Source organism: Thalassospira sp. UBA1131 (assembly GCF_002311515.1).
GTDB lineage: Bacteria > Pseudomonadota > Alphaproteobacteria > Rhodospirillales > Thalassospiraceae > Thalassospira.
The window spans coordinates 1-12,512 of sequence record NZ_DCAO01000115.1; the positions used below are offsets into that span (position 1 = coordinate 1).

General features: G+C 55.3%; 12 protein-coding genes. 7 read left to right on the plus strand and 5 right to left on the minus strand.

The genetic code is table 11. From position 1 onward, the window contains the following. On the minus strand, nucleotides 1–989 hold a 989-nt coding region (locus tag B3Z49_RS19520; protein ID WP_296993908.1), incomplete at its 3' end, for an HAD-IC family P-type ATPase. Nucleotides 990–1,117: 128 nt separating this feature from the next. On the opposite strand from B3Z49_RS19520, the gene B3Z49_RS19525 reads away from it, so the two are divergent. Continuing rightward, complete coding sequence (locus tag B3Z49_RS19525; RefSeq protein WP_287443461.1) at nucleotides 1,118–1,771, plus strand: GntR family transcriptional regulator; 654 nt, start codon at nucleotides 1,118–1,120, stop codon at nucleotides 1,769–1,771. A 563-nt stretch (nucleotides 1,772–2,334) separates the two neighbouring features. Here B3Z49_RS19525 and B3Z49_RS19530 read toward each other — a convergent pair. Beyond that, on the minus strand, nucleotides 2,335–2,904 hold the full coding sequence (locus tag B3Z49_RS19530) for a CHAP domain-containing protein (protein ID WP_296993915.1): 570 nt from the start codon (nucleotides 2,902–2,904) through the stop codon (nucleotides 2,335–2,337). Nucleotides 2,905–2,964: 60 nt separating this feature from the next. Next, on the minus strand, nucleotides 2,965–4,215 hold the full coding sequence (locus B3Z49_RS19535; RefSeq protein WP_296993918.1) for an MFS transporter: 1,251 nt from the start codon (nucleotides 4,213–4,215) through the stop codon (nucleotides 2,965–2,967). A gap of 368 nt (nucleotides 4,216–4,583) precedes the next feature. Between B3Z49_RS19535 and B3Z49_RS19540 the strand changes: the two genes are divergently transcribed. Further along, entirely contained in the window at nucleotides 4,584–6,935 is a 2,352-nt protein-coding gene (locus tag B3Z49_RS19540; protein ID WP_296993922.1) for an alpha/beta fold hydrolase, read from the plus strand. A gap of 16 nt (nucleotides 6,936–6,951) precedes the next feature. On the opposite strand, the gene B3Z49_RS19545 is transcribed toward B3Z49_RS19540, so the two are convergent. Next, a complete protein-coding gene (locus tag B3Z49_RS19545) occupies nucleotides 6,952–7,290 on the minus strand; it encodes a hypothetical protein (RefSeq protein ID WP_296993925.1) in 339 nt (112 codons plus the stop codon). Nucleotides 7,291–7,425: 135 nt separating this feature from the next. Here B3Z49_RS19545 and B3Z49_RS19550 point away from each other — a divergent pair, with 135 nt between their 5' ends. Together B3Z49_RS19550 and B3Z49_RS19555 are read left to right on the plus strand one after the other, a co-directional pair. Then, the gene (locus B3Z49_RS19550) at nucleotides 7,426–8,046 is read left to right on the plus strand and encodes a GntR family transcriptional regulator (RefSeq protein WP_296993927.1); all 621 of its coding nucleotides are present in this window, start codon (nucleotides 7,426–7,428) and stop codon (nucleotides 8,044–8,046) included. Nucleotides 8,047–8,064: 18 nt separating this feature from the next. Next, nucleotides 8,065–8,526, plus strand: coding sequence for an OsmC family protein (locus B3Z49_RS19555; RefSeq protein ID WP_296993930.1), 462 nt, complete (start codon nucleotides 8,065–8,067; stop codon nucleotides 8,524–8,526). A 20-nt stretch (nucleotides 8,527–8,546) separates the two neighbouring features. Here B3Z49_RS19555 and B3Z49_RS19560 read toward each other — a convergent pair whose 3' ends face one another. Next, a complete protein-coding gene (locus B3Z49_RS19560) occupies nucleotides 8,547–9,341 on the minus strand; it encodes a class I SAM-dependent methyltransferase (protein ID WP_296993932.1) in 795 nt (264 codons plus the stop codon). Nucleotides 9,342–9,517: 176 nt separating this feature from the next. On the opposite strand from B3Z49_RS19560, the gene B3Z49_RS19565 reads away from it, so the two are divergent. The 3 genes from B3Z49_RS19565 to B3Z49_RS19575 form a co-directional block, all read left to right on the plus strand. Next, nucleotides 9,518–10,648 carry an ABC transporter substrate-binding protein gene (locus B3Z49_RS19565; protein ID WP_296993934.1) on the plus strand — a complete coding sequence of 377 codons (1,131 nt, stop codon included), beginning with the start codon at nucleotides 9,518–9,520 and terminating at the stop codon, nucleotides 10,646–10,648. Beyond that, nucleotides 10,648–11,709, plus strand: coding sequence for a FecCD family ABC transporter permease (locus tag B3Z49_RS19570; protein ID WP_008888884.1), 1,062 nt, complete (start codon nucleotides 10,648–10,650; stop codon nucleotides 11,707–11,709). Before B3Z49_RS19565 ends, B3Z49_RS19570 begins: the two co-directional genes overlap by 1 nt. After that, nucleotides 11,703–12,512: ABC transporter ATP-binding protein (locus B3Z49_RS19575; RefSeq protein ID WP_296993938.1), on the plus strand; the 810-nt coding region annotated here is incomplete at its 3' end. The genes B3Z49_RS19570 and B3Z49_RS19575, both read left to right, overlap by 7 nt.

Sequence of the window (12,512 nt, forward strand, 5' to 3'; positions counted from 1 at the left end):
ACCGGGGTTCCGACGGTTAAATGGTTTTGCGTCAATGTCCCGGTCTTGTCAGAACACAGGATATCCATCCCTGCCAGTTCCTCGATCGAGACGAGCCTTGATACAATCGCCTTCATCCGCGCCAGCTTCTCCGCCCCGACCGCCAGTGTCACCGAAAGAACAGCTGGCAAGGCTACCGGAATCGCCGCCACCGCCAGGATCAAGGCAAACAGCAAGGTTTCCATCAACGGATCGCCACGATGCAGGGCCACGGTCATGATCAGTGCAATCAGACCCAGCGTGATCAGGATCAGGAAATTGCCAATGCGCAGAACCGCGCGCTGAAAATGCGATTGTTTGCCGGCACCTTTGACCAGACTTGCCGTCCGGCCAAGATATGTCGCCATGCCGGTCGCGGTAACCATTGCGGTCATCTGCCCCTGTCGGGCAATGGCACCGGAAAAGACCTCGTCCCCGATTTTCTTGTCGATTGCCAACGACTCACCGGTCAGCGCCGACTGATCGACACGCAAATAATCGCCCGCCAGCAGTTTGGCATCGGCGGGAATGATATCGCCAAGCTTGATGCGGATAATGTCACCCGGCACCAGTTCACGGGCCGGAAGATCCGACCAAGCGCCATCGCGCAACACGCGGGCATCCGGCGCAAGGCGCTGTTTGAGCACAGCGATGGCGTTGTCCGCCTTGAATTCCTGCCAGAAACCGACCCCGGCATTGAGTAACAGCATCACGATGATGATCGCAAAGTCCGACCAATGCTGCACCACAGCCGAAAGGATGGCAGCAACTTCGATCATCCACGGGATTGGCCCCCAAAAGAACGACAAAAGCTTTTTAAGCGCGCTGGTTTGATCATCCTTCAGACGATTTTCGCCGAACATCTCAGTCCGCCGTTTTACCTCGTCCTGTTCAAGCCCGGTTTTCGGATCTGTCGCAAGCAGGGACGGGTCAATCTGGGAATTATCGCGTTTGGCAGTCTGTTCCATCATGATGACACCCTCTGAGCCGCTATTGGCAATGTGGGGAACTGCAATGCTTCTAGAATATATTGCAGCGCACAACATTGTTGCACATCAATCAGGTCGACAAATCAGGTGCCACAAATTATCTATAAAACATGACAAAGAGCACCACAGACACCACGGTCGCGGGCCGAATTACCCGGGCGCTGGCGGAACGGATCATTTCGGGCGAATTCGCACCGGGCATGAAACTGCGTCAGGATCACTTCGCCGAGGAATTCGGCGCCAGCCACGTTCCGGTGCGTGAGGCGTTTCGTCGGCTGGAGGCACAAGGCCTTGCGGTCAGTGAACCAAGGCGTGGTGTTCGAGTTGCCAGCTTTGATGTTGCCGAGGTACGCGAAGTCGCCGAAATGCGGGCGTCTCTCGAAGTTCTGGCACTGCGCCAAGCTGCCCCGCATTTGACACCTGAAATCCTTGATGTGGCAGAGGCCCATAACCGCGCAGGCGAAAATGCCACTGATGTCCATGGCTGGGAACAGGCCAACAGGGCGTTTCACCGTGTCATCCTGGAACCTTGCGGCATGCCTCGGTTGCTTGCGACGATTGATGATCTGCATGCCGCCAGTGCACGATTTTTGTTTTCGGGCTTTCGCATGGAATGGGAAGCTCCGACCGATCAGGACCACCGTGCGATCCTTGCCGCACTGCGCAGCAATCAGATTGATGTCGCTGCCGCCACCCTTGCACGGCATGTGAAATGGATTGGCAATAAATCGGGCAAAACGGCGCGCCCGCAAACCCCTGCCTGACGACACGTCCCCGAAATCAAATTTTCTCCATGCCTGCCTGGTTTCCGGCCCCAAAGGGAAGGAACGACGCGCGAAGGTGCCGATTCAGGGCGACACGCACAGAAAATACACGGCTCAGCCGTCCTTATCGCGTTCACGCCTCATTTTTATAGATAATATTTATCATTTAAAATCAGGATACTATCTCATGAAACCGTGGATTCAGCGAAGAATCACACCTTTCCTTCGATTTTGCAGTTGATTTCAGCACTCGATCCCGGCGTAATTATCATAGAAAACATCATTTTATAGATAATTTGAATTCAAGGCGTGCCAGAAGGGATAAGTGATTACCTGCCGCGCTGGTAATCAGTATCGAAACAGATGCTCAAAATCGCATCGCACCGTGATCCCGCTCTGCCAGAAAGGCGTTTTCGGCAAGCCTTGTCGGGTTCAACCCCCGAACCCGTGCCGCCCGCACGGGTTTAATTGGCGAAGCTCTCTATCCGTAGGGGCTTCGCCACTTTTCTTTCGTGATGTCGGGAGAGTTTTTGGCGCCAGCGGGGCGCCAGCAGCGCAGTGGCTTAGTTCGCCTCTGCAGTCTCGCGCGGCTGATAGATAAAGCCGTGAGCTGGATACATGCTGCCGAATGTGCCAAGCGTGTTCATCATCCGCACTTCGGACCAATCATTGTTGGGGGATACATCAACAACCGGCTGGCGGTAATGCACCTTGCCGCGGGTACGCGAATCGCTGCCCCAATTGGCATGGTTCACAAGGATCTTGCGACTATCAAGGATGGCTGAAACCACTGCAACATGACCCAGTTTCAGGCGCGATGTCTTGCGAAGCGCAAGAACGGCACCGATTTGCGGGCGGTTACCACGCTGGAAGTCCTTCTGCCCGGCCTGCGCCCACCATGTCCAGGCATCACCATAAATCTCGATACCGGATACTTCGCGGGCATAAGGCACGCATTGCAGGAACTTGTTGGTCGGGGCGAAACTGTTCAGGCGTGAGGACGGCAGATTGACGCTGACAAGGGTCTGAACAGTGTCACTTGGCATCGGGCCGGACGCACGTGGTGCCGAATTACCAGTGCTAAAACACGCCGAAAGCAACAAACACAGTCCGACAATACCAAGCAAACGCATCTGGAAATCCCCGATCCTCTCACAATGAGCCACCATAGGTCGGCAGGCCTTAACAATCCTTTACCGCAATGCACCCGAACGCGCCAGCGCCCCGATGCGATAAAGCCGCCAAAGCCCGACACAGGCCGCACACAGGATCAAAACGCCAGAACCACGCGCCGTATATTGAATATTACCGGCCTCGGAAATCGCGCCAAGAAGCGTCCCGCCAAGCGCCATGCCACCAAAACTGGTTGCACTCCAGAAACTCATCACCCGACCCCGCAGGCGATTATCAACAGTTAGCTGCAAGGCTGTTTGTGATCCCACCCCAACAAGGGTCAAACCACCGCCCGTCAGCGCGACCAAAGGCACGGCAAGCTCGTACCACGGCGCGAAACCAAGGCCAGTCATGCCGACGGCGGCGACAAACGCACCAATAATCGTGACCCTTTGATAGGCAATGGCATCTGATGAAATCTGCGACAGGATAAAGGTCGATGTTACCGCCCCAATTCCCGCACTTGATGCCAACATGCCAAGTCCCGTGACCCCGCGTTCATAAACCGCCTCGGCAAATACCGGCATCAGTTCAACCATGCCGGTCCCGACCAGCGAGACAAAGCAGGACAGCGCCAGAACTGATCGGATAATCGGATGATTGAGCGCATAATTTGCCCCGTCGACAAGCGATGTCCAGATACGGCGGCTTTTGGCATCGGGTGCGCGTTCCATATGAATGGTGACCACCGAAATGACAAACACCATCGGAAGATAACTGATTGCGTTGATCAGAAAGGCCGCCCCGGTGCCCCAGGTGGCAATCACCACCCCACCAACCGCAGGCCCGACCAGACGTGAGATATTGAAATTCATCGCCGCATAGGCGACCGCGCGATTCATGAAGGCACGCGGTACAATCACCGGCACCAGCGACAACCGGATCGGCGTCATTGCACTGCCAAGAATCCCCATCGATCCGGCAAGTGTGACCATCCACGGTAACGTCATCATGTCGGCATAGGACAGCCCCATCAAAAGGAACGAAACCGCAGCCTGCCCAAGATTAAGCAACATGGCCGTGCGTCGCAAATCGACCCGATCAGCCATCACCCCGAAAATCGGCCCAAGGAAAAAGGCCGGGGCAAAATTAAGCGCGGCAATCACCCCGGTCCAGAGGGCCGATCCCGTCAAAGACCATGCCAGCCACGACATGGCGATTTTCTGAATCCACAATCCTTGTGTCGTGATGCATTGCCCGACAAGAAACAGCACGAAATTCCGATCGGAAAAAATCGATCTTTGTCCGCCATCCTGATCAGAGGTGAGCACAGAATCAGGATTGTTTTGGTCCGAGCCTTTGGATGGATCTGGGGCAGGGTCGGGAACGGGCACAAGGCCTCCAATCATGGGTGGGCGATCACAAAACCGGGATGGCGGTCATCATATGGGTGGCAGAGGATATGACCGGCCCGGATTTGATGGAAACCAACGGGCAGACTAGCACGCCGATGTTTCATTATACGAAAGACGTGCCGTTCTGACACCAATTCGTGACAAATCGAAGATTGCACGCCTTCCAAAACCGGGGATTGCAACACATATCTATCTTAACCGACACGTTATAAAGAACTGATAAAAGCGTCCAAGAAACCAACGTCTTATACTGGGTTAGACCTCCGGCCGGGATATTTCCACGCATGGTTCAGACATTCCGCGATATCGAACGTGAAAAGTTCGCCATCAATCCGAAGACCTGCGAATGGACCCTTCGCGCGATGACGGCTTTGCGGGCCAATATCGACATCAATATCAAAATGCACGGGCCGCGCGACCATTTGTCGCAGGGCGACATTTTCATGTTCAATCACTTCGCCCGGTTTGAAACCTTTATCCCGCAATACCTGATCGCGCTTGAAACCGGGGTCTATTGCCGGTCGATCGCGTCGGGCGAGTTTTTTGTCCAGGACAATACCTTTTCACGCTATCTCCGGGCGCTTGGCGGGGTTCCAAATAACTATGAACGCCTGTTGCCGTTTCTGGCCGAGGAAGTCCTGCGCGGTGGCAAGGTCGTGGTCTTTCCCGAAGGCGGCATGGTCAAGGATCGCCGGGTTCTGACCGATATACGGCCACACCCCAAACGCCCTGATTACAGCGTCTATTCCAGATCGGCAGATACCAGGCGCGCCCACCATACCGGTGCGGCCTTGCTTGGGCTTTGCATTGATGGCTTCAAGATCGGCCTATCCACCCTGATTGATCGGGGCAAGACCGACGAACTCAACCGTTGGGCCGACCTTCTGGAACGCAGTAAAGATGACCTGCGCGCAAGCCTTGCCAAGCCAACATTGATGTTTCCGGCCAACATTACCTTCCATCCGCTGCGCGTTGATCAGAACCTTTTGGCACGCGCAGCTGACATGTTTACCGGCGGGCTGAGCCCCAAAATGGCCGAGGAAATGATCATCGAAGGCAACCTGATGTTCAAGAAGACCGATATGGACATCCGGTTGGGCGATCCGGTCAATCCGCGCGATCAGTTTAATTGGCTGGACCGCAGGCTGCTTGCCAAGCGGGTTGAGCAGGCCACCTGCATCGATGACCTATTCAAGCCCGCCAAGACCCTTGAAAAAATCACCGAACGCGTCCCGCAATTTGCCATCACCCGGCATATCAAGCCGCTGCGCGATCATTGCATGTCGGTGATGTATTCCAATCTGACGATCAATGTCAGCCACCTGGCATCGCGCCTGATCATGATGTGGCTTGAGGATGGCGTAACCGAAGTTGATATAAGCCACTTTGACAGAACACTTTATCTCGCAATCAAGAATATCCAGCAGGCCGAAAACGTCCATCTTCATCGTGGCATGCGCAATCCGGCGGACTATGTCGGTATTTTTGAGCTCAATTGCCCACAAATCCGCTTCTTTATCGACAGCGCGGTTCAGCTTGGGCTGATTGAACGTCGCGATCAGAAATATTGCTTCCTGCCAAAGTTACAGGCCGAGGCGACGTTTGATCAGATCCGCATGGACAACCCGATCATGGTCTATGCCAACGAAATGGCCCCGATCCATGCCGCTTGGCAGGCCCTTGAACGTGCGCGGATCGAGGTCGACCACCTGAGCCCGACCGATATTGCCCATCGCCGTTTTGATGATGAAATTCTGGCTTGGCAGTGGAACCACACCAAGTTCCAGAAACCGAAATATGACGCAATCAACGCCCAGGAAACCGCAACGGCTGACAGCCGCCCTTATTTGCTGCTGCCCAACGGACAAAAGCAGTTTGCCTGTGGCGTGTTGCTGGTGCATGGCTTTTTGGCATCCCCGGCGGAGCTTCGCGAACTGGGCGAAAAATTTGCTGCCATGGGTCATGCGGTTATGGGGGTTCGTCTTGCCGGGCACGGCACATCACCCCACGAATTACAAAAACGCAAATGGACCGATTGGCTGGCATCGGTCCGGCGTGGCTATGAAATCCTGGCCCCGTTTTGCGATCAGGTGATCATTGTCGGGTTTTCAACCGGCGGGGCGCTATCAGTCATTCATGCCGCTGATCGTCCTGAAAAATTGCGGGCACTTGTCCTTGCCGGAACGCCGCTTAAATTCCGCAATCGCAATCTGATGTTTGTGCCACTGCTTTATGGTGCGAACAAACTGATGGGGTGGATGCCATCCGCGCAGGAACTGCTCAGTTTCCGGCCCAACGAGTCTGAGCATCCCGAGATCAATTATCGCAACATTCCGATCGGCGGATTGCATCAGTTACGCCAGACCGTGGCCGAGATGCAGCGGCGCCTGCCAGATCTCGATTGCCCGACCCTGATCCTGCAAGGTGATGGCGACAAGGTCGTCGATCCGGCCAGCGCAACCATGATCCGGCGTCTGGCAACCAATGCCAGCGACATTGATGTCCAGATGCTAAAATCCGACCGCCACGGCATCGTCAACGAAGACATTGACGGGGCACATGACCGGATTATCGACTTTGTGCAAAGCCACTGTAACCGGCAAGAGGCAGACGCAGAATCCATCCCGGCCGAATAGACCCAGCACCCGTCAGCTAGCCAGGCACGGCAGGGATAGTTTGCCGTAAATCGGGCTGGTCATGGATGAAAGTCAACTGAATGGTGCCAGTCAATTCGGAGTCGGGGTCATTGGCATCCGCTGGTTCAAACCCATTCGGCATTTCGACCATTAAGCCACTTTCCGTCAATGTCTGGCAAAACTCGGAACATTTTCCGGCACTGATCACAAAGCGGATGGTGGTCATTTTATTTGAATAAAATTGGCTGTCTTCGACCCAGCCGTGAGCCGCGCTGATGGCTTTTTGCACCAGCTCCATCACCTGATGGCGGTCCTGGCGGGTAATTGCTTGAAAACTGATTGGGCGTGGGCGCATCGGAAGCCCCCTTTGCAGCAATTGTCAGCGTATTATGTCACCTTGGCAGTTTATGCTCGCCAAACCGCATCAGCAAGAAGGATCGCAAGCCTGACTGTGCTTGACATGAATCGGGCTCTCACATAGTTTGGATCCATGGATACAAACTTGATCACAACGGCACTTCGCGAAGAGATCGAAGCTGGAAGCTTGCCCCCCGGCACAGTTCTTAAGCAGGAAAATCTCGCCGCGCGCTTTGGCGTAAGCCGCCAGCCGATTCGCCACGCCCTTGAACGGCTTCACGAATCCGGTTTGCTCGAAAAACGCCCGGATAGAAGTCTTGCCGTCACTGGACTGCGCAGCAAAGACGTGCAGGAGCTTTGTCAGATTCGCATTTCGCTTGAGGTCAGCGCACTTGAACTGTCTGCACCTAACCTGAGCCCATCAGCACTGCGTAAGGCGCGTCGCCTTAACGAAGATCTGTTTGAAGAAGACGATCCCGACATGCTGGCAGCGCTTGATCAGGAATTCCATACAACCCTGTATGGTGCATGCGGCAATCAAAGGCTGCTGTCGATGATCGATGGATTTCGCGGAGAGGCCAAACGTGCCTACGCCCTACAACCCAAGGGATCACGACCGCGAAGCGCGTTCTATGAAGAACATCAAAAGATCCTCGCCGCCCTTGAGGCAGGGGACATTGCGACCGCGCGCAAGGTTTTGACCACCCATATCGGCGTCACCGCCGGAACCCTGATCCCGATTGATAAGTCCTGAAGACCGAGGAGCCCCACCATGAGCAGTTTTGGCGCAGAAGTGATCTGGAAGCGCAAGGAAAGCGAGGTTTTCACCGATCGCCGATATTCGCGCGGTCATGTTTGGCGCTTTGATGGCGGGGTCGAAGTCCCGGCATCCTCGTCACCGCATGTTGTGCCACTGCCATATTCCTTGGCAGAAAATGTCGACCCGGAAGAAGCCTTTGTCGCAGCGCTTTCAAGCTGCCACATGCTGTTCTTCCTGCATTTCGCATCCGATGCCGGGCTTTTGATTGATGCCTATGTCGATGACGCCAGCGGCATCATGGAAGCGGTCGATGGCAAGACCATGATCACCAAGGTCACCCTAAAGCCCAAGGTCACCTATGGCGGCACAGCCCCTGATGTTGCGCTTGAGGATGAGCTGCATCACCGCGCCCACGAAGCTTGTTTTTTGGCCAATTCGGTCAAGACCGAAGTCGTGACCGACCCGGTCCGCTAAACACAACTTTTGCAAATAGCTTAAGCTTCCAACGGTTTCTGCGCACAGATGGCATAGCGATGCTGTGCGCCGCGCTCCAAGCCCTTGGCGAAGCTGATCTGTTTTTTCTGCGCGCTGTGAATACGTTTCAGGTCGAAATCCACCGCAATCGGGTCGAACCCGGTTTGGCGCAGCATGGATGCAACATCTTCGGCACGTGCCCCGTTTGAGAAGTGCACGCGGGCCAGAATATCTTGATGGGTCTGCATCTGCGGGATCGCCTCGACCGGTTTTCGCAAACCAAGGGTTTCAAGGAAACCCGCCATCGCCTTGTTGAATTTCGTCGCCCAGGTCGGGGAGACAAAATCACCATCAACCACCAGAAGCTTCCCACCGGGTTTCAGTACACGGAACCATTCCGCGAAGGCCGCCGCCGGATCAACCAGCGTCCAGACCAGATGACGAGTGACGATCACGTCATAACTGTCGTCTGCCTCAAGCGTATTTTCCGCATCGCCAAGCAGAAATGTGATTTTTGATCCGCGCTGCCTTGATTTCGCGCGCGCCTTTTCAAGCATCGCCTCCGACCAGTCCATGCCAGTCACGTTAAATCCAAGATCATGCATCAGATGGCTGATAACCCCGGTGCCACTTGCCAGATCAAGCGCCTTGCGCCCATCACCCTTGCCAAAATGACGTTCAAACAAGGTATGCCACGCGCTGCGTTCGGCTTCTGAGAAAATCTCGTGGCCGGGCTGCTCGTCAAATGTGGCTGCACGCATTGACCAATATTCCTTGATCTCTTCGCGCAGGTTGAAGTTTCTGGCCTGATTCATGGTCTTGATGCTCTCTTGGCGGAATACCCGGATTTCTGCGGGCTAGTTAATCTCACAACGATAATTGCGCAATCATAAAAACAAATGATTTGCATTATCATTGCGAAAAAGATTGATTTTCATTCTCAATAACTGATAAATCGCTCGACAGGCAATCCTAATCTGAGGGAACGGGAATGAAATTTTTGGGTGTATTTGCTGCTCTGACCATGCTGGTCGCAGGCACCGCACAGGCAGCAGAATCGGTCACGGTAACCGACGTTACCGGACGTGAAGTTACAGTCGCAGTACCAGTTCAGAAGGTCATTCTGGGCGAAGGCCGCCTGATCTATGGTCTGGCGACGCTCGACAGTGAAGACCCGTTCCAGCGCGTTGTCGGCTGGCGCGATGACCTGAAAAAGGCTGATCCGCAGACCTACGACATCTATGCTGCGAAATACCCGCGCATTGACGACATTCCGACCTTTGGCGGCATTAAAGACGGCACGTTCGACATCGAACAGGCCATTTCGGTTAATCCGGACGTCGTGATCATGAACCTTGAAGCCAAGGCTGCGACCGAAGACGGCGGTTTTGACGAAAAACTCGCTGCTGTTGGCATTCCGCTGGTCTATATCGACTTCCGCGAAGCGCCGATGAAAAACACCGACACCAGCATGAAGATCCTCGGCCAACTGACCGGCAAGGAAGATCGTGCGGCCGAATTCATCAAATTCCGCTCTGACAGCATCAAGAACGTGACCGATCGCATTGCCAAGGCAAATCCGAAAAAACCGCAGGTCTTCATTGAACGTGCTGCGGGTTATTCCGATGAATGCTGCATGTCGTTTGGCAACGAGAACTTCGGCACCATGGTCGAAATGGCTGGCGGCGTGAACATCGCAGCATCCATCATCCCGGGCACCTTTGGCACGATCAACCCGGAACAGGTTGTGGCCTCCAACCCCGATCAGTTCGTTGGCACCGGTGCCAGCTGGGAAGCCTATTCCCCGGGTGGTGCGTGGGTCGGTCTTGGACCGGATGCCGATATGGTTGAAGCACGCCGCAAACTGGTTGGCTTGATGGAACGCCCGGCCTTCACCGGCATCAAGGCGGTCGAGAACGGCGAAATTCACGCTGTATGGCACCAGTTCTATAACAGCCCGTACCAGTTCGTGGTGATCGAACAGATGGCGAAATGGTTCCACCCGGACCTGTTTGCCGATATCGATCCGGAAGCAACCTTCAAGGAACTGCACGAACGCTTCCTGCCGCTGGATTACCAGCCGGGCTACTTCATCTCGATCAGCGATACAGCCACAAACTAATGACGACCAACCAACTCAGTATCGAAGCCGGGAGTGTGCATTACAAAGCACGCTCCCTGCGTCGTTTCATGCTCCTGCTTGCAATGGCGGGCGCATTGTTTCTTTCATTTGCCATCGATCTGGCAACGGGTCCGGCGAACTATCCATTATCCGACGTCATCGCCACCCTGCTTGATCCTTCGTCGGCGACTGATCAGTTGCGCGTGGTGATCTGGGATATCCGCATGCCGGTCGCACTCATGGCGCTGACCGTGGGCGCGGCGCTGTCGACCGCTGGCGCACAGATGCAGACCATCCTTGCCAATCCGCTGGCAAGCCCGTTTACGCTGGGCATTTCGGCCGCCGCCGGGTTTGGCGCGGCACTGGCGCTTGTACTGGGGGTCGCCCTTCTGCCGGCCTTTGTGGAATTCATCATTCCGCTCAATGCCTTCATCATGGCGATGGGCACGGCCCTGATCATTCATTTCTTCAGCCGCATGCGTGGCGTGACGGTTGAAACCATCGTGTTGCTTGGCATTGCGCTGGTCTTTACCTTCAATGCGCTTCTGGCCCTTTTGCAGTATCTGGCAAGTGAACAGGCCCTTGCGGCCGTTGTCTTCTGGACCATGGGGTCACTGGTCAAGGCGACCTGGACCAAGGTGGCGGTCACCGCCATCGCGGTCGTTATCGCCATTCCGCTTTTTGCCCGTCAGGCATGGGCATTGACCGCCCTTCGTCTGGGCGATGCCAAGGCGGAAAGCTTTGGGGTGAATGTGCAGGGGCTTCGCCTGCGCACCATGCTGATTGTCAGCCTTCTGGCCGCCATTCCGGTTTCCTTTGTCGGCACCATCGGGTTCATCGGGCTTGTCGGGCCGCATATTGCCCGCATGCTGGTGGGTGAAGATCAACGCTTCTTCCTGCCAGCATCGATCCTGTGCGGTGCCCTGATCCTGTCGGCAACGTCCGTGTTATCAAAGCTGCTGATCCCGGGCGCCATCCTGCCCATCGGGGTGATTACCGCCCTTGTCGGTGTACCCTTCTTCTTCTCGCTGATTTTCGCAAGTCGGAGGAAATCATGGTAACGCTGCGTCTCGAAAATATCGGAACCCGTTATGGCAAGGTGCGGGTCGTATCTGGTGTTACCACGCCCACGATCCAGCCAGGCACTGTCACTGCCGTGATCGGCCCGAATGCGGCCGGAAAATCCAGCCTGTTTCGCCGCGTGGCCGGCCTTGCAAAGGGCGATGGTATTGTTGACCTTGGATCACACCGCAAGGAACGCAATACGATTTGTTATATGCCCCAGGATACTGGCTCAACCGCGGTGCTGTCGGTCTATGAATCGATCATTCTGGCCGCCAAGCAGGGATCAAGCCTGCGCGTGCGGGCAGATGAACTGGCACGTATTGACGATATTCTGGCTGCCCTTCGTATTGGTGATCTCGCGGCGCGTAACTTGGGCGAGCTCAGCGGCGGGCAACGCCAGCTGGTCGCGATTGCCCAGACCCTGGTGCGTGATCCGAAAATCCTTTTGATGGATGAACCGACATCAGCACTTGATCTGCATCGCCAGATGGAAGTCCTGTCCTTTATGCGTGATGTCGCCAAGGGCCAGAACATCATCGTCCTGATCGCCATTCACGACCTCAACCACGCCCTGCAATATTGCGATCAGGCCATGGCCATCCGCAATGGCAAGATGGTCGCATTCGGTCCGTGTTCTGATGTCATCGACAGCGACCTTCTGCGCGATGTCTATCAGGTTGATGGCCATGTCGAACTCAATTCGCTTGGCCATCCGCATATCGTCCTGCGCGGCCCGAGTGATGAAACCAACAGTCGGCACAATACGGCCACGGCGCGCAAGACCCTGACGGAGGTCGCA

Excerpts from the sequence above, each read along its gene's own strand:
- B3Z49_RS19550 (WP_296993927.1), top strand. The coding sequence starts at position 7,426 with ATGGATACAAACTTGATCACAACGGCACTTCGCGAAGAGATCGAAGCT.
- B3Z49_RS19570 (WP_008888884.1), top strand. The coding sequence starts at position 10,648 with ATGACGACCAACCAACTCAGTATCGAAGCCGGGAGTGTGCATTACAAA.
- B3Z49_RS19560 (WP_296993932.1), bottom strand. The coding sequence starts at position 9,341 with ATGAATCAGGCCAGAAACTTCAACCTGCGCGAAGAGATCAAGGAATAT.
- B3Z49_RS19540 (WP_296993922.1), top strand. The coding sequence starts at position 4,584 with ATGGTTCAGACATTCCGCGATATCGAACGTGAAAAGTTCGCCATCAAT.
- B3Z49_RS19525 (WP_287443461.1), top strand. The coding sequence starts at position 1,118 with ATGACAAAGAGCACCACAGACACCACGGTCGCGGGCCGAATTACCCGG.
- B3Z49_RS19565 (WP_296993934.1), top strand. The coding sequence starts at position 9,518 with ATGAAATTTTTGGGTGTATTTGCTGCTCTGACCATGCTGGTCGCAGGC.
- B3Z49_RS19530 (WP_296993915.1), bottom strand. The coding sequence starts at position 2,904 with ATGCGTTTGCTTGGTATTGTCGGACTGTGTTTGTTGCTTTCGGCGTGT.
- B3Z49_RS19545 (WP_296993925.1), bottom strand. The coding sequence starts at position 7,290 with ATGCGCCCACGCCCAATCAGTTTTCAAGCAATTACCCGCCAGGACCGC.
- B3Z49_RS19555 (WP_296993930.1), top strand. The coding sequence starts at position 8,065 with ATGAGCAGTTTTGGCGCAGAAGTGATCTGGAAGCGCAAGGAAAGCGAG.